Here is a 15,169-nt window from a genome sequence, read left to right on the forward strand (position 1 = left end):
GCCTCCTTTCTCCCCGATAGCGGGAACTGACTAAAGCCTCAGTAAGTTGCATGAGTGGGCCCTACGATCGGGGGCCCAGCTTTGGACACTTTTCCAGTACGCCAGAGACCGACCAGACCACAGCGACTTTCGAGGTGCGCACCTTGGCTTTCCAGATGCCGGACCGCGGCGGAGGCCCCTCCGGGCCACGGATGAGAGTCGGCCGCCCCTCCCGGCGCGCCCGGACTCTTCTGATGACCCTGGGCGTCCTGGCCGTCCTGGCCATGGCGTTCATCATGTTCGCCGGGTTCTGGACGGACTGGCTCTGGTTCCGCTCCGTCAAGTACTCCACGGTCTTCACGACCACCCTGTGGACCAAGATCGGGCTCTTCGCCGTCTTCGGTCTGCTGATGGCCGGTGCCGTCGGGTTCAACATCTGGCTGGCGCACCGGATGCGGCCGCCGCTCAGCGCGATGTCGATGGAGCAGCAGAGCCTCGACCGCTACCGGATGAGCGTCGCCCCGTACAAGAAGTGGCTGCTCCTGGGCATCGCCGCGGTCGTCGGACTGATCGCGGGCGCCTCGGCGGCCGGCCAGTGGAAGACCTGGCTGATGTACGTGAACGGGGTGCCCTTCGGGCGCAAGGACCCCCAGTTCGGTCTGGACGTGTCCTTCTACACCTTCGACCTGCCCTGGTACCGCTTCCTGCTCGGCTTCGGCTTCGCCGCCGTCGTGCTCTCGGTGATCGCCGCCGTCGTCGTGCACTACCTGTACGGCGGCCTGCGCGTGACCAGCCCGGGGGCCCGGGCCACCGCCGCGGCGACCGGGCACCTGTCGGTGCTGCTCGGCCTCTTCGTGACCTTCAAGGCCGTCGCCTACTGGCTCGACCGGTACGGCCTCGCCGTGAAGTCCAGCGACTTCAAGGCCGCCGACAACTGGACCGGCCTGCGGTACGTCGACGCCAACGCCTACCTGCCCGCGAAGACGATCCTCGTCGCCATCGCGGCCATCTGCGCGCTGCTCTTCTTCGCCACCCTGTGGCGCCGCACCTGGCAGCTGCCGGTCATCGGCTTCGGCCTGATGGTCCTGTCGGCGATCCTGATCGGCGGGCTCTACCCGGCGATCGTGCAGAAGTTCCAGGTCCAGCCGAACGAGCAGGCCAAGGAATCCCCGTACGTCGAGAAGAACATCAAGGCCACGCGCGACGCCTACGGGATCGCCGACAGCGACGTCAAGGACTACCCGGGCGTGCCCACCGCCGGCACGAACAAGGACCAGCTGCGCAAGACGGCGGACACCACCGCCAGCGTCCGGCTCCTCGACCCGAACATCGTCTCCCCGGCCTTCCAGCAGCTCCAGCAGGTCAAGGGCTACTACGCCTTCCCGTCCACGCTGGCCGTGGACCGCTACAGCGGCCAGGACACGGTCATCGGGCTCCGCGAGCTGAACATCGGCGGCATCCCGAAGAACAACTGGATCAACGACCACTTCCGCTACACGCACGGCTTCGGCGTGGTCGCCGCCAAGGGCAACACCGCCACCGACAAGGGCGCCCCCGACTTCACCCAGTCCGACCTGCCCTCCAAGGGCATGTTCGGCACGGACTTCGAGCAGCGCATCTACTACGGGGAGCAGACGAAGCAGTACTCGATCGTCGGCGGTCCGCAGAAGGAGCTCGACTACTCGGACGACAAGGGCGAGAAGGAGACGAGCTACAAGGGCGACTCCGGCGTCAACCTCGACAACCCGGTCAACCGGGCCGCGTACGCGCTCGCCTTCAGCGAGCCGCAGATCCTGTACTCGGGCGCCATCGGCGAGGGCTCGCGGATCCTCTACAACCGCACCCCCAAGGAGCGCGTCGAGGCCGTCGCACCCTGGCTGACCATCGACGGGGCCCCGTACCCGGCGGTCGTCGACGGCCGGATCAAGTGGATCGTCGACGCCTACACGACGACGAACGGCTACCCGTACGCCTCGCGCACCACGCTGGGCGACAGCACCGCCGACTCGCTGACCAACAGCCAGCGCGCGGTGGTGGCCCAGGAGAGCCAGGTCAACTACATCCGCAACTCGGTGAAGGCCACCGTCGACGCGTACGACGGCACGGTCAGCCTGTACCAGTGGGACACCGAGGACCCGGTCCTGAAGACCTGGATGAAGGCCTTCCCGGGCACGGTGAAGCCCAAGAGCGCGATCGACAAGCCGCTCATGGACCACCTGCGCTACCCGCAGGACCTCTTCAAGGTCCAGCGCGAGCTGCTCACCCGGTACCACGTCACCGACCCGCAGACCTTCCTCAGCGGCAGTGAGGCCTGGCAGGTCCCGGACGACCCGACGACCAAGGCCGGCACGGCGGTTCCGCCGTACTACCTGTCGATGAAGATGCCGGCGCAGAAGGAGAAGGACCAGGTCTTCTCCCTCACGACGACCTTCACGCCGAACGGCCGGGACAACCTGAGCGCCTTCATGGCGGTCAACGCCGATCCGGGCACCGCGGACTACGGCAAGATCAGACTCCTGAAGCTGCCGACCAGCAGCCCGGTCGACGGCCCCAAGCAGGTCCAGAGCAAGTTCAACTCCGAGCCGAAGATCGCGGAGTCGATCCGTCTGCTGCGCGGCGGTGACTCCGAGGTCGAGTACGGGAACCTGCTCACGGTCCCGCTGGACGGCGGCATGCTCTACGTGGAGCCGGTGTACGTCCGCAGCTCCGGGCTCAAGTACCCGCTGCTGCGCAAGGTGCTCGTGACCTACGGCGGCCAGACGGCCTTCGAGGACACCCTGGAGAAGGCGCTGAACGTGGTCTTCGGCGCCGAGGCCCCCACCACGCCCACCACGCCGACGCCCCCGACGACGACCCCGCCGGGTGAGGGAACCGTCACTCCGCCCACCGCCCAGGACCCGACGGTCAAGGCGGCCCTGGACGACGCCCAGAAGGCCATCGACGCGGCGGAGAAGGCCCGGCAGGCCGGCGACTGGACGGCCTACGGCAAGGCCCAGGACGACATCAAGGCCGCGCTGAAGCGGGCGATCGACGCCGAGGCGAAGCTGACGGCGCCCAAGACGGGCGGCTAGGCACCCACGTGGTCAAGGCCCCTCCCCGCGTCGTGATAGTGTGGTTTCACCGACGCGGGGTGGAGCAGCTCGGTAGCTCGCTGGGCTCATAACCCAGAGGTCGCAGGTTCAAATCCTGTCCCCGCTACTGAAGACGAAGGCCCGGATCCAATGGGATCCGGGCCTTCGTCATGTCCGGACGGGGGCCGGAGGAAGAAGCCGGGAGACACGGGGTCACTGGGGCGGGTGAGTTGGGGTGTGAGCGTGTTTGACTTGTCTCTCTGTGGGCATGTCGACAAAACGCTGTAGTGACCTCACTGGCTGCGACATACCAGGTGTACGCGGGTAGCAGGTGATGCGACGATGGGATTTATGGGGGACAGGTCAACTCTGCTGGAGACAGGGCGGTTTGTGAGGGCGGAGGCCGAGTCGGGTACGGAGTCCGGTGAGGCGGCTCAGTCTGTCAACGCGCAGACCGCACTGACCGATGCGGTGTTCGCGGAAGAAGCCTTCGGCGAGGCCGAAGGCGCCACCGAGGCCGAGCTGGAGGCCCGCCACCGGCTGGCCGCCGACAAGGGCGACTCGGGCGCCATGAGCGTGCTCGGGGCCCTCCTGCTGCGCCGCGGCGACCTGGCCGGTGCCGAACCGTACCTGCGCGGAGCCACCGCGGCGGGCGACCGCGCCGCCGCGAACAACCTCGGCGTCCTCCTGCACCAGCGCGGCTACCCCGACGACGCCGCCGGCTGGTGGCGGGTCGCGGCCGTCGCCGGATCGGCCCCGGCCGCACACGCCCTGGGCCGCCACTACCGCGAGCGCGGGGACGAGCCCGCCGCCGAGTACTGGCTGCGCCAGGCGGCCGAATCCGGCCACGCCCTGGGCGCCTACGGCCTGGCCGACCTGCTGGAGCACCGCGGGGACAAGGGCGTCGAGCGCTGGTTCCGCGCCGCCGCCGAGCAGGGGCACCGCGAGGCGGCGTACCGCCTGGCACGGCACCTGCGCAAGGGCGACCCCACCGAGGCCGAGCAGTGGTACCGCCAGGCCGCCGCGCGCGGCCACCGCCGCGCCGGGCTCCACCTGGGCGCCCTGCTGGAGGCGCGCGGCGAGCTCAAGGAGGCCGGGCGCTGGTACCTCAGCTCGGCGAAGCAGGGCGAGGCCCGGGCGGCGTGCGCCCTCGGCTTCCTGCTGCGCGACGCGGGGGACGAGGAGAGCGCGGCGTCGTGGTGGCTGCGGGCCGCCCAGGACGGCGACGGCAACGCGGCGAACGCCCTGGGCGCGCTGCACGCCGCCCGGGGCGAGACCCAGACGGCCGAGAAGTGGTACCGGGCCGCGATGGACGCGGGCGACCAGAACGGCGCGTACAACCTCGCCCTGCTGTGCGCCGCGCAGGAGCGCACGGCGCAGGCCGAGCAGTGGTACCGCCGGGCCGCCTACGCGGGCCACCGCGAGGCCGCCAACGCGCTCGCCATCCTGCTCCTCCAGGGCGGTGACGCGGCCGGGGCCGAGCCGTGGTTCTCCAAGGCGGCCGAGGCCGGCAGCGTGGACGCCGCCTTCAACCTGGGCATCCTCTTCGCCAGCCGCGACGAGGACCGCACGGCGCTGAAGTGGTACGAGCGGGCCGCCGCGGCCGGGCACACCGACGCGGCGCTCCAGGTCGGGATCGCCCTGGTGCGCGACGGGGCCGAGCGGGCCGCCGAGCGGCACCTGCGCTGCGCGGCGGGCGGCGGCAGCGCCGAGGCGGCGTTCCGGCTGGCCTCCCTGCTGGAGTCGCTCGCCCCGCCCCCGGAGCCGGTGGCGCTGGGCGAGCCGGTCGGCGGGGCCGCGCGGACCGAGAGCGAGGAGTGGTACGAGCGCGCCGCCGAGCAGGGTCACCGGCGGGCCCAGGTCCGGGTCGGGATGCTGGCCGCCGCCCGGGGCGACCTGACGGTGGCCGCGCGCTGGTACCGGGAGGCGGCGGAGGCCGGCTCCCGCAACGGCGCGTTCAACCTCGGGCTGCTGCTGGCCCGCGAGGGCAACGAGCCCGAGGCGGCCCTGTGGTGGACCCGCGCCGCGGTGGCGGGGCACGGCAGGGCGGCGCTGCGGCTGGGCCTGCTCGCGGCCCGCCACGGAGACCTGTCCGAGGGGCAGAAGTGGTGCGTCCGGGCCATGGAGCTGGGCCCGGCGGAGGTCTCCGAGCGGGCGGCCCGGCTGCGCGACGCGCTGGCGGAGGAGCTGTCGGCTTGAGGTGCCGGTTAACTGATTTGCATCTGCCGGGTGGCCTCACGTACAGTCGTGTTTACCGACGCGGGGTGGAGCAGCTCGGTAGCTCGCTGGGCTCATAACCCAGAGGTCGCAGGTTCAAATCCTGTCCCCGCTACTGAAGGCCCAAGGCCCGGATCCCATGGATCCGGGCCTTGAGTCGTTTCTGATCGTGAACGGCCGCCCCGTGGTGGCGGCCGTTCAAGGCAGCGAATGGGCCCGGGGTCGTAGGCAGCGAAAAGGCCCGGGGGCCGTGGCCCCCGGGCCTTTTTCCGTTCGTCCGTGACCCGGCTACGCGCCCGCACAGTTCGGGCAGAGGCCGCGGTACGTCACCTCGACCGCCGAGACCACGAAGCCGAAGCGCTCCGCGGCGGGCAGGTCGGCCAGCGGGTCCCCCGCCGGGTGGACGTCGCGGATGGCCCCGCACCGGGCACAGACCAGGTGCTGGTGGGGGCGGTGGGCGTTCGGGTCGTACCGCTTGGCCCGCCGGTCCGTGGAGACCTCCAGCACTTCGCCGAGGGTGACCAGCTCGCCCAAGGTGTTGTAGACCGTCGCTCGAGAGATCTCGGGCAGTTTGGTCACGGCTCGCGCGTGGACCTCGTCGGCCGTCAAGTGGACGTGGTCGCCGTCGAGCACTTCGGCCACGACGCGCCGCTGGGCCGTCATGCGCCAGCCGCGTCCGCGAAGTCGTTCCAGCAGGTCACTCATACACGCCAGCCTAACAGTGGGGATTCGGTGCAGATCCCGAACCGGTGTGGACTTGGATGCTTACTTGACTTAGACAAAGTCCATCGTAGGATCGAGAACGGCGAACGCCAAGGACAGGACACGCAGGAATGACGCAGGAGGCGCACGTGACGCAGCAGGGACCGCTCACCACGGAGGCCGGGGCTCCGGTCGCCGACAACCAGAACAGCGAGACCGCTGGCGTCGGCGGGCCCGTTCTCGTCCAGGACCAGCTCCTCCTGGAGAAGCTCGCCCACTTCAACCGCGAGCGCATCCCGGAGCGCGTGGTGCACGCCCGCGGCGCCGGTGCCTACGGAACCTTCACCGTCACCCGTGACGTGAGCCAGTGGACCCGGGCGAAGTTCCTCTCCGAGGTCGGCAAGGAGACGGAAACGTTTCTGCGCTTCTCCACCGTGGCGGACAGCCTCGGCGGCGCCGACGCCCGCCGCGACCCCCGCGGCTGGGCGCTGAAGTTCTACACCGAAGAGGGCAACTACGACCTCGTCGGCAACAACACCCCGGTCTTCTTCATCCGGGACGCGATCAAGTTCCCCGACTTCATCCACACCCAGAAGCGCGACCCGTACACGGGCTCGCAGGAGGCGGACAACGTCTGGGACTTCTGGGGTCTGTCGCCCGAGTCCACCCACCAGGTGACCTGGCTGTTCGGTGACCGCGGCATACCGGCGTCCTACCGCCACATGAACGGCTACGGCTCGCACACGTTCCAGTGGAACAACGAGGCCGGCGAGGTCTTCTGGGTCAAGTACCACTTCAAGACCGACCAGGGCATCAAGAACCTCACCCAGGCCGAGGCCAACACGCTGGCCGGCGAGGACCCCGACTCGCACCAGCGCGACCTGCGCCAGTCCATCGAGCGCGGCGAGTTCCCGACCTGGACCGTGCAGGTCCAGATCATGCCGGACGCCGACGCGGCGAACTACCGCTTCAACCCGTTCGACCTCACCAAGGTGTGGCCGCACGAGGACTACCCGCCGATCGAGATCGGCAAGCTGGAGCTCAACCGCAACCCGGAGAACGTCTTCGCCGAGGTCGAGCAGTCCATCTTCTCCCCGGCGCACTTCGTCCCCGGCATCGGACCGTCCCCGGACAAGATGCTCCAGGGCCGCCTCTTCGCGTACGGCGACGCCCACCGCTACCGCGTCGGCATCAACGCCGACCACCTGCCGGTGAACCGCCCGCACGCCACCGAGGCGCGCACCAACTCCCGTGACGGCTTCCTGTACGACGGCCGCCACAAGGGCGCGAAGAACTACGAGCCGAACAGCTTCGGCGGCCCCTTCCAGACGGACCGCCCGCTGTGGCAGTCCGCCGCGGTGACCGGCGGCACGGGCAACCACGCCACCCCGTCGCACTCCGAGGACAACGACTTCGTCCAGGCGGGCGACCTCTACCGCCTGATGTCGGAGGACGAGAAGTCCCGTCTGATCGAGAACCTGTCCGGCTTCATCGCCAAGGTCTCCCGTGACGACATCGCCGAGCGGGCGATCAACAACTTCCGCCAGGCGGACGGCGACTTCGGCAAGCGGCTGGAGGCCGCGGTCCAGGCCCTCCGCGGCTGACACCGGACCGCTTGCCGTGGCAGGACGACGGGCCGGCACCCCCTCGGGGGGTGCCGGCCCGTCGTCGTCGCGGTCTACGCGGCGATGCTGCGCCGCGCCCGCACCCAGCAGCGGATGACGTCGCGGACGGAGACGATGCCCACCGGGCCACCGTCCTCCAGAACGATCAGGTGCCGGAAACCGCCGATGGCCATGGCCTCGGCGGCCTCCTGCACGGTGGCCTCCGGGGTGCAGAAGACGACGTTGTTCGTGGTGTGCGCGCCCACCGACTCCCGGTCGGGATCGTGGCCCGCGCCGATCGAGTTGAGGATGTCGCGCTCGGTGAGGATGCCGATGCCGCTGTGGTCGGGGTCGAGGACCACGGCCGCGCCGACGCGCCGGCCGGACATCAGACAGGCCGCCTGTCGAAGGGTGTGCGCGGGTCCGAGGGTGAGGATCACGGTGCTCATGGCGTCACGGACGAGCATGAAGAGAGCCACCTCCTGGGTGAGTCCCCCGCTTGGGTGGGTGCACCCGTGGGCGCCCCTTTCGAGAATCGCTTCACAAGTGCACAAGCGGGGGAGTCTCAGATTCCCACGGATACGGAGAGTCATCAAGGGGGCGCGCTGAGCGCACTCACCCGCGCAGCGGGGTCAGGCCCGGGGGCGCAGGTGCGCGAGCATCTCGTCGTGCAGCAGGCCGTTGGACGCCGCCGCGTTCCCGCCGTGGACGCCCGGGGCGCCGTCGAGGTCGGTGAACCGGCCCCCCGCCTCCTGGACCACGACCGCGATCGCCGCCATGTCCCACAGGTTCAGCTCGGGCTCGGCGCACAGGTCCAGCGAACCCTCCGCGACCATCATGTACGGCCAGAAGTCCCCGTAACCCCGAGTGCGCCAGCAGGCGCGCGTCAGGTCCAGGAACCCGGGGAGCCGGCCCTGCTCCTCCCAGCCGCTCAGCGAGGAGTACGCGAAGGAGGCGTCACCCAGGCCCGCGACCTTCGAGACCCCCAGGGACGTCGGCTCGCCCAGCGCCCCGCCGGAGAAGGCCCCCGAACCCTGCGCGGCCCACCAGCGGCGGCCCAGCGCGGGGGCCGAGACCACGCCGACGATCGGGTGGAACGCCCCGTCGTCGCCCTCCTCCATCAGGGAGATCAGCGTCGCCCAGACGGGGACCCCGCGGACGTAGTTCTTCGTTCCGTCGATCGGGTCCACGACCCAGCGGCGCGGGCCGTCGCCCCGGAGTCCGTACTCCTCGCCCAGGATGGCGTCGGCGGGCCGGGCCGCGAGGATCCCCGCCCGGACGACCTCCTCGGCGGCCTTGTCGGCCTCGCTGACCGGGGTCATGTCCGGCTTCGTCTCGACCTGGAGGTCGAGGGCGCGGAACCGCCGCATCGTGACGGCGTCCGCCGCGTCGGCGAGTTCGAGGGCAAGGCGCAGATCATCGGCATACGTGGACATGCCCGAACAGTATCGACACCGGGGCGGCCCGGCGAACGAGGTCCACAGTGCGGCCGGGGAGGCGCCCTTGACAGGATCTGTCGGCCCGTCAACTCTGACGGGGGAGCCCAGCGGGAGACCGACAGCGGGGAGGCGACGATGCCGGCGGGCCGGGAGTCCTTGCTGCGTGCGGCCGGAGCGGCACTGTCCGCGCGCCCCTGGCCGGCCGTGCGGATGGTGGAGGTCGCGGCCGCCGCCGGCGTCTCGCGGCAGACCCTCTACAACGAGTTCGGCGGCAAGGACGGCCTGGGCCGCGCCCTGGTGCGCCGGGCGGCGGAGGAGTACCTCGACGGGGTCGACCGGGCGCTGGCCCCCCGGCCCCTCTGCGTACGGGACGCGGACGCGGACGCGGGCGCGGGCACGGACGCGGGCGCGGCTGTGGATGCGCACACGGACGCGGATGCCGCCGGCCGGCTCGCCGCCGTCGCGGAGTGGACCGTGCGCGCCGCCCGCACCCGGCCCCTCGTACGGGCCCTGCTCACCGGCGGCTGGGAGCCGGCACTGCCCGCGCCGCCCCCGCCGGGCACCCGGCAGGCCCTCGCGCCGGGGGAACTGGCCCGGACGGTGCGGGACCGGGCCGCGGCCGCGCTGAGCCCGGGAGAACCGGCCTGGCGCTGCGAGCTCGCCGTCCGGCTCGCGCTGTCCTACGTGATAGCCCCCGGTGAGGACGCCATCGGGGACCGGGCCGCCGCCGAGCTGCTGAGGCTGCTCGGACTGCCGGCCGTGCCGCCTCCGGCGACGCCCCCCGGTGCGCCGCTCAGTGCGCCGAACCGGACAGCTGGAGCCCGATGACGCCCAGGATCACCAGCGAGATCGAGACGAGTTTGAGGGTGGAGACCAGGTCGCCGAGGAAGACCATGCCGTAGATCGCGGTCCCGGCGGCCCCGATGCCCGTCCAGACCGCGTACGCGGGGCCCACGTCCAGCTTCTTCAGGGCCAGCGTCAGCAGGCCGAAGCTGCCCAGGGCGAAGCAGGCGAAGGCGACCGTGGGCCACAGCCGGGTGAAACCGTGGGACAGCTTGAGGCAGACCGCGAAGCCGGTCTCCAGGATCCCCGCGACCACCACGAGCAGCCACGCCATGTCGATTGCCTCCCCGCCTCGCGTGACGACGCGTCACTTGGTGCGATGATGCATTTACCAGACAGGACGCCCTGCAAACCCCGCCGCCCGGTCAGTCGCCCTCGCGACGCTCCCGCGTCTGCAGCAGCCGGCGCAGCGAGTACAGCCGTGCCGGGTCCGCGTGTCCGTCCTCCACCCACTGGTCGAGCGCGCAGTCCGGCTCGTCGTGGCTGCACGCGCGCGGGCACCCCTCCGTCCCCGGCACCAGCTCCGGGAAGGCCAGGATCACCCGGGACGGGTCCACGTGGTGCAGGCCGAAGGAGCGCACGCCCGGGGTGTCGATGACCCAGCCGTCCCCGGCGGGCAGCGGCAGGGCGAGCGCCGAGGTGGTGGTGTGGCGGCCACGGCCGGTCACCGCGTTGACGTGGCCGGTGGCCCGCTGGCGGCCCTCGGCGACCAGCGAGTTCACCAGGGTGGTCTTGCCGACGCCGGAATGCCCGACGAAGGCGGTGATCCGGCCGTTCAGGCGCTCGCGCACCCGGTCGGCGGCGCCGCCCGTCGCCAGCTCCTCGCGGTTGGTCACCACGTAGTCCAGGCCGAAGGTGGAGTAGATCTCCAGGATCTTGTCGGCCGAGGTCAGGTCGGACTTGGTGAGCACCAGCAGGGGCTCCAGCCCGGCGTCGTACGCGGCCACCAGACAGCGGTCGATCATGCGGGGCCGGGGCTCGGGGTCGGCCAGCGCCGTGACGATGGCCAGCTGGTCGGCGTTGGCCACGACCACCCGCTCGTACGGGTCGTCGTCGTCGGCGGTGCGCCGCAGGACGGACTTGCGCTCCTCGATCCGCACGATCCGCGCGAGGGTGTCCTTCTTGCCGGACAGGTCACCGACGATCCAGACCCGGTCGCCGACCACCGCCGCCTTGCGGCCCAGCTCGCGGGCCTTCATCGCGGTGATCGTGCGGTCCCCGACCAGGCAGGTCAGCCGGCCGCGGTCCACGGTCAGCACGAAGCCCTCGGAGGCGTCCTCGTGCTTGGGCCGGATGTTCGTCCGCGCCCGGTTGCCCTTGGGGTTCGGGCGCTGGCGGATGTCGTCCTCGTCGGTGTGCTTGCCGTACCTGCGCATGACGGGCCCTACGCTCCCGCTCCCGTGCCCGCGAGCATGTCTGTCCACATCTTCGGGAAGTCCGGCAGGGTCTTCGCGGTCGTCGCCACGTTCTCGATCTCCACGCCCTTGACGGCCAGGCCGATCACCGCGCCGGCCGTGGCCATCCGGTGGTCGTCGTAGGTGTGGAAGACGCCGCCGTGCAGCGGGCGCGGGCGGATGTGCAGGCCGTCGGCGGTCTCGGTGACGTCGCCGCCGAGCCCGTTGATCTCGGTGGTGAGGGCGGCCAGCCGGTCCGTCTCGTGCAGGCGCAGGTGCTGGACACCGCGCAGCACCGACTCCGAGTCGGCCAGCGCCGCGACCGCCGCGATGCCCGGGGTCAGCTCGCCGACCTCGCTCAGGTCCACGTCGATGCCGTGGATCTTGCCGGTGCCGGTGAAGACCAGGCCCGCGTCGGTCAGCTCGCAGGAGCCGCCCATCTCGGTGAAGATCCGGCGCAGCGCGTCACCGGGCTGGGTGGTGCGGCGCGGCCAGTCCGGCACGGTCACCGTGCCGCCGGTGATCAGGGCCGCGGCCATGAACGGCTGGGCGTTGGACAGGTCCGGCTCCACGACCATGTCGCGGCCGAGCAGCGCACCCGGCGCGACCCGCCACACGTTCTTCTCGCCGCCGGCCTCGGGGGTGTCGACCTGGGCGCCCGCCGCGCGCAGCATCTCCACCGTCATCCGGATGTGCGGCATCGACGGGAGCGTCGCGCCGGTGTGGCGGACCTCGACGCCCTGGTTGAAGCGGGGTGCGGAGAGCAGCAGGGCCGAGACGAACTGTGAGGAGTTGGAGGCGTCGATCTCGACCGTGCCGCCCTCCAGGGCCCCGCCGCCCTGGACGGTCATCGGCAGCGCGCCGCGGCCGTCGTCGTCGATCCGGGCACCGAGGGCGCGCAGGGCGTTGATGACCTCGCCCAGGGGGCGCTCGTAGGACCGCGGGTCGCCGTCGAAGCGGATGTCGCCGGCGGCCAGGGTGGCGACGGGCGGCAGGAAGCGCATGACCGTGCCCGCGTTGCCGACGTCGACGGTGGCCGGGCCGTGCAGGGCCGCCGGGATGATCCGCCAGGCCTCGCCGCCCGCGCCGTCACCGGAGCTGGAGGAGACGGTCTCCTCGATGCCGACGCCCAGCGCGCGCAGCGCGTCCGACATCAGCTGGGAGTCGCGCGAACGCAGCGGGCGGCGCACCCAGCCCGGCTCGGCGGCGAGGGCGGCCAGGACGAGGGCGCGGTTGGTGACCGATTTGGACCCCGGCACGGTGACGGTGGCGTGGACGGCCCCGTCGGCGAGGGGGGCGGGCCAGAGGGCGTGGAGCGCGGGGGTCTCGGTCATGGCCACCACTTTAGTGGCTTCCCCCGGGCCCAGATCTTGATCGCGGGCCCGTCTCAGAGGCCGAGAAGCCAGCGACCGCCGCCGATCAGCGAGCACAGCGCGACGGCGTGGAAGAGCAGCAGCCAGGCGAGCGCGGGCACATGGGTGAGCCGCCCCAGCTGATCGGCGTCCGAATCGGGGGCTCCGCCGTGCCGTCGCTTGGCCTGGAGCTCGAACACCGGCCGCACCCCGCCGAGCAGCAGGAACCACACCACCGCGTACGCGAACACCGCCTGCACCCCGGACGGCGCCAGCCAGGACACCAGGACGAACGCGGCGCCGGTCAGCACCACCGTCAGCAGCCCGTACGCGTTGCGGATCATCACCAGCATCGCCAGCAGCAGCGCGGTCGCCGCCCACAGCAGCAGCGTGATCCGGTGCGCCGACAGCAGGGCGGCCCCGCCCAGGCCCAGCAGCGAGGGCGCCGTGTAACCGGCGGCGGCCGTCAGGATCATCCCGAGCCCGGTGGGCTTGCCGCTGCTGACGGTGACCCCGCTGGTGTCCGAGTGCAGCCGGATGCCGTCGAGCCGCCGTCCGGTCAGCAGGGCCAGCAGCCCGTGTCCGCCCTCGTGCGCGATGGTGATCGCGTTGCGCGAGAGCAGCCACACCGGCCGCGGCCCCACCGCGGCCAGGGCGGCCAGGCCCGTCAGGACCACCAGCCACCAGGAGGGCTGGGGCTGTATGCCGGTCAGCCGGTCCCAGAGACCGGCCGTCGTGGTGCTGTCCATGGAGTGGCGGACTCCTTGCGGTGGAGGGCGGGTGCCATGGCAGTGTGTCAGCCATGTGCGGAAGGTTTGCGGCGAGTCGGACGCCCCGGGAGCTGGCGGCGGTATTCGGTGTCGAGCGGTGGGAGCCGCAGGAGACCCTGGCCCCCGACTGGAACGTGGCGCCGACGAAGGAGGTCCACGTCGTCCTCGACCGTCCCCTCAAAGACGCGGGGGACCCGCGTCCGGTTCGCCAGCTGCGGGTGCTGAAGTGGGGCCTGGTCCCCTCCTGGGCCAAGAACCCCGAGGGTGCCGCCCGGATGATCAACGCGCGCTCCGAGACCCTGCACGAGAAGCCGTCCTTCCGCCGCCCCTTCGCCCAGCGGCGCTGCATCGTCCCCGCCGACGGCTACTACGAGTGGGTCACCGCCCACGACGAGCGGCAGCTGGAGGTCGAGGGGAAGAAGAAGCGGTCCCGCAAGCAGCCGTACTTCGTCCTGCCCACCGACGGCTCCGTCTTCGCGATGGCCGGGATCTACGAGTTCTGGCGCGACGGGACCCTGCCGCCCGAGCACCCGCAGGCCTGGTGGGCCACCTGCTCGGTGATCACCGCCGAGGCCGAGACCGGGCCGCTGGGCTCGGCTCCCGCCGAGGGCCCGCGCTCGCTGTCCGACATCCACCCCCGGATGCCGCTCATGCTGACCCCGGACCGCTGGGACGCCTGGCTGGACCCCGCCCGCACCGACGAGGACGAGCTGCGCGGCCTCCTCGCCCCGCCGCCCGGCGGGCTGATGCGCGCCTACCCGGTGTCCACCGCCGTCAGCAACGTCCGCAACAACGGGCCGGAGCTGCTCGGCGAGCTGGCCGCGCCGGAGGAGGGCACCCTCTTCTGACCCGGCGACCGGCATGATCGGGGGATGACCACCGAGAGCGTCGACACCCCGGCGGGCGAGGCCCGCGTCACCTGGCACCCCGCCCGCGCCGCGCGGCTCGTCCTGGCCCTCGGCCACGGTGCCGGCGGCGGCATCGAGGCCCGGGACCTCGCGGCCCTGGCCGCCGCCCTGCCCGCGCGGGGGGTCACCGTCGCCCTGGTCGAGCAGCCCTGGCGGGTCGCGGGCAAGAAGGTCGCCGCCGCCCCCGGGACGCTGGACGCGGGCTGGCGGGCCGTGTGGCCCGTGCTGCGCCGGCCGGGCCTGCCCGTGGTGGCCGGCGGACGCAGCGCGGGGGCCCGGGTGGCCTGCCGGACCGCCGTGGAACTGGACGCCGCCGGGGTGCTCGCGCTGGCGTTCCCGCTGCACCCGCCGGGCCGGCCCGAGAAGTCCCGGGAGGCCGAGCTGCTGGGGGCCGACAGGCCGGTGCTGGTGGTGCAGGGCGGCCGGGACCCCTTCGGGCGGCCCGAGGAGTTCCCGGCGCCGGCCGGAGCGGACCCGTACGAGCTGGTGGAGGTGGCCCACGCCGACCACGGCTTCGCCGTGCCGAAGAAGGCGGGCCCGACCCAGGAGGAAACCCTCGCCGCGATCACCGGTGCGGTGGGGCCGTGGCTCGACCGGCTCATCGGATGAGCGCGGCCGAACGCCCGACCTGACGGATTCCGGAGTGATCCCGGTCACCCGCCCCCGGACGGACCGGAATATCGCCCAAGACCCTTGGCGGGCCCGGGAATGCCCCGCACCGCCCGCCTGTTGTGTGGAGTGTCGGAACGTAGGGGAATTCGTCGGAGGAGAGGGAGCGCATGACCCAGGTCATCAGCCAGAACCGTCCGCAGGCCGCTGACCTGGACTGGACGGTGCTGCCTGCCCCCAAGCGCGCCTCGCTTCGGGCGGCGGAAGGCCGGGATGGTCGA

13 protein-coding genes and 2 tRNA genes are annotated in these 15,169 nt (G+C 71.9%); 8 read left to right on the forward strand and 7 right to left on the reverse strand.

From position 1 onward, the window contains the following. Positions 1-155 precede the first annotated feature (155 nt). From ABZW32_RS05280 to ABZW32_RS05295, 4 genes are all read left to right on the forward strand, one after another. Positions 156-3,050, forward strand: coding sequence for a UPF0182 family protein (locus ABZW32_RS05280; RefSeq protein WP_356211615.1), 2,895 nt, complete (start codon positions 156-158; stop codon positions 3,048-3,050). 53 nt (positions 3,051-3,103) lie between these two features. Further along, a tRNA-Met gene (locus ABZW32_RS05285) sits at positions 3,104-3,177 on the forward strand. 215 nt (positions 3,178-3,392) lie between these two features. After that, entirely contained in the window at positions 3,393-5,249 is a 1,857-nt protein-coding gene (locus ABZW32_RS05290) for a tetratricopeptide repeat protein (protein WP_356211388.1), read from the forward strand. A 59-nt stretch (positions 5,250-5,308) separates the two neighbouring features. Continuing rightward, positions 5,309-5,382, forward strand: a tRNA-Met gene (locus ABZW32_RS05295). Between the two features lie 173 nt (positions 5,383-5,555). Here the strand turns inward: ABZW32_RS05295 and ABZW32_RS05300 are convergent. Then, positions 5,556-5,972 carry a Fur family transcriptional regulator gene (locus ABZW32_RS05300; protein WP_356211391.1) on the reverse strand — a complete coding sequence of 139 codons (417 nt, stop codon included), beginning with the start codon at positions 5,970-5,972 and terminating at the stop codon, positions 5,556-5,558. Positions 5,973-6,100: 128 nt separating this feature from the next. Between ABZW32_RS05300 and ABZW32_RS05305 the strand changes: the two genes are divergently transcribed. Then, positions 6,101-7,573, forward strand: a complete 1,473-nt coding sequence (locus tag ABZW32_RS05305; RefSeq protein WP_356211394.1) for a catalase — start codon at positions 6,101-6,103, stop codon at positions 7,571-7,573. A 74-nt stretch (positions 7,574-7,647) separates the two neighbouring features. On the opposite strand, the gene ABZW32_RS05310 is transcribed toward ABZW32_RS05305, so the two are convergent. Both ABZW32_RS05310 and hisN read right to left on the reverse strand, forming a co-directional pair. Next, entirely contained in the window at positions 7,648-8,040 is a 393-nt protein-coding gene (locus tag ABZW32_RS05310) for a CBS domain-containing protein (protein WP_356211397.1), read from the reverse strand. A 165-nt stretch (positions 8,041-8,205) separates the two neighbouring features. Further along, positions 8,206-9,009 (reverse strand): histidinol-phosphatase, encoded by an 804-nt coding sequence (hisN, locus tag ABZW32_RS05315; RefSeq protein ID WP_356211400.1) that lies wholly within the window; start codon positions 9,007-9,009, stop codon positions 8,206-8,208. Positions 9,010-9,147: 138 nt separating this feature from the next. On the opposite strand from hisN, the gene ABZW32_RS05320 reads away from it, so the two are divergent. Then, the gene (locus ABZW32_RS05320) at positions 9,148-9,840 is read left to right on the forward strand and encodes a TetR/AcrR family transcriptional regulator (RefSeq protein WP_356211403.1); all 693 of its coding nucleotides are present in this window, start codon (positions 9,148-9,150) and stop codon (positions 9,838-9,840) included. On the opposite strand, the gene ABZW32_RS05325 is transcribed toward ABZW32_RS05320, so the two are convergent. The 4 genes from ABZW32_RS05325 to ABZW32_RS05340 all read right to left on the reverse strand — a co-directional run bounded on the left by ABZW32_RS05325 (position 9,806) and on the right by ABZW32_RS05340 (position 13,350). Next, positions 9,806-10,129, reverse strand: a complete 324-nt coding sequence (locus ABZW32_RS05325; protein WP_069921864.1) for a multidrug efflux SMR transporter — start codon at positions 10,127-10,129, stop codon at positions 9,806-9,808. The two genes, ABZW32_RS05320 and ABZW32_RS05325, sit on opposite strands and share 35 nt — an antisense overlap. A gap of 91 nt (positions 10,130-10,220) precedes the next feature. Then, the gene (gene rsgA, locus ABZW32_RS05330) at positions 10,221-11,231 is read right to left on the reverse strand and encodes a ribosome small subunit-dependent GTPase A (protein ID WP_356211407.1); all 1,011 of its coding nucleotides are present in this window, start codon (positions 11,229-11,231) and stop codon (positions 10,221-10,223) included. An 8-nt stretch (positions 11,232-11,239) separates the two neighbouring features. Next, positions 11,240-12,583, reverse strand: coding sequence for a 3-phosphoshikimate 1-carboxyvinyltransferase (aroA, locus tag ABZW32_RS05335; protein ID WP_356211410.1), 1,344 nt, complete (start codon positions 12,581-12,583; stop codon positions 11,240-11,242). Positions 12,584-12,636: 53 nt separating this feature from the next. Beyond that, positions 12,637-13,350 carry a M50 family metallopeptidase gene (locus tag ABZW32_RS05340; RefSeq protein WP_356211413.1) on the reverse strand — a complete coding sequence of 238 codons (714 nt, stop codon included), beginning with the start codon at positions 13,348-13,350 and terminating at the stop codon, positions 12,637-12,639. A gap of 53 nt (positions 13,351-13,403) precedes the next feature. Here ABZW32_RS05340 and ABZW32_RS05345 point away from each other — a divergent pair, with 53 nt between their 5' ends. Both ABZW32_RS05345 and ABZW32_RS05350 read left to right on the forward strand, forming a co-directional pair. After that, positions 13,404-14,219, forward strand: a complete 816-nt coding sequence (locus ABZW32_RS05345; protein WP_356211416.1) for an SOS response-associated peptidase — start codon at positions 13,404-13,406, stop codon at positions 14,217-14,219. Positions 14,220-14,243: 24 nt separating this feature from the next. Next, on the forward strand, positions 14,244-14,888 hold the full coding sequence (locus tag ABZW32_RS05350) for an alpha/beta family hydrolase (RefSeq protein WP_356211419.1): 645 nt from the start codon (positions 14,244-14,246) through the stop codon (positions 14,886-14,888). Positions 14,889-15,169 lie beyond the last annotated feature (281 nt).

This window comes from Streptomyces sp. NPDC004667 (assembly GCF_040609475.1).
GTDB lineage: Bacteria > Actinomycetota > Actinomycetes > Streptomycetales > Streptomycetaceae > Streptomyces.

Coding starts and splice junctions, on each gene's coding strand:
- ABZW32_RS05345 (WP_356211416.1), top strand. CDS start 13,404: ATGTGCGGAAGGTTTGCGGCGAGTCGGACGCCCCGGGAGCTGGCGGCG.
- ABZW32_RS05300 (WP_356211391.1), bottom strand. CDS start 5,972: ATGAGTGACCTGCTGGAACGACTTCGCGGACGCGGCTGGCGCATGACG.
- aroA (WP_356211410.1), bottom strand. CDS start 12,583: ATGACCGAGACCCCCGCGCTCCACGCCCTCTGGCCCGCCCCCCTCGCC.
- hisN (WP_356211400.1), bottom strand. CDS start 9,009: ATGTCCACGTATGCCGATGATCTGCGCCTTGCCCTCGAACTCGCCGAC.
- ABZW32_RS05340 (WP_356211413.1), bottom strand. CDS start 13,350: ATGGACAGCACCACGACGGCCGGTCTCTGGGACCGGCTGACCGGCATA.
- ABZW32_RS05320 (WP_356211403.1), top strand. CDS start 9,148: ATGCCGGCGGGCCGGGAGTCCTTGCTGCGTGCGGCCGGAGCGGCACTG.
- ABZW32_RS05280 (WP_356211615.1), top strand. CDS start 156: ATGCCGGACCGCGGCGGAGGCCCCTCCGGGCCACGGATGAGAGTCGGC.
- ABZW32_RS05325 (WP_069921864.1), bottom strand. CDS start 10,129: ATGGCGTGGCTGCTCGTGGTGGTCGCGGGGATCCTGGAGACCGGCTTC.
- ABZW32_RS05305 (WP_356211394.1), top strand. CDS start 6,101: ATGACGCAGGAGGCGCACGTGACGCAGCAGGGACCGCTCACCACGGAG.
- rsgA (WP_356211407.1), bottom strand. CDS start 11,231: ATGCGCAGGTACGGCAAGCACACCGACGAGGACGACATCCGCCAGCGC.
- ABZW32_RS05350 (WP_356211419.1), top strand. CDS start 14,244: ATGACCACCGAGAGCGTCGACACCCCGGCGGGCGAGGCCCGCGTCACC.
- ABZW32_RS05310 (WP_356211397.1), bottom strand. CDS start 8,040: ATGCTCGTCCGTGACGCCATGAGCACCGTGATCCTCACCCTCGGACCC.
- ABZW32_RS05290 (WP_356211388.1), top strand. CDS start 3,393: ATGGGATTTATGGGGGACAGGTCAACTCTGCTGGAGACAGGGCGGTTT.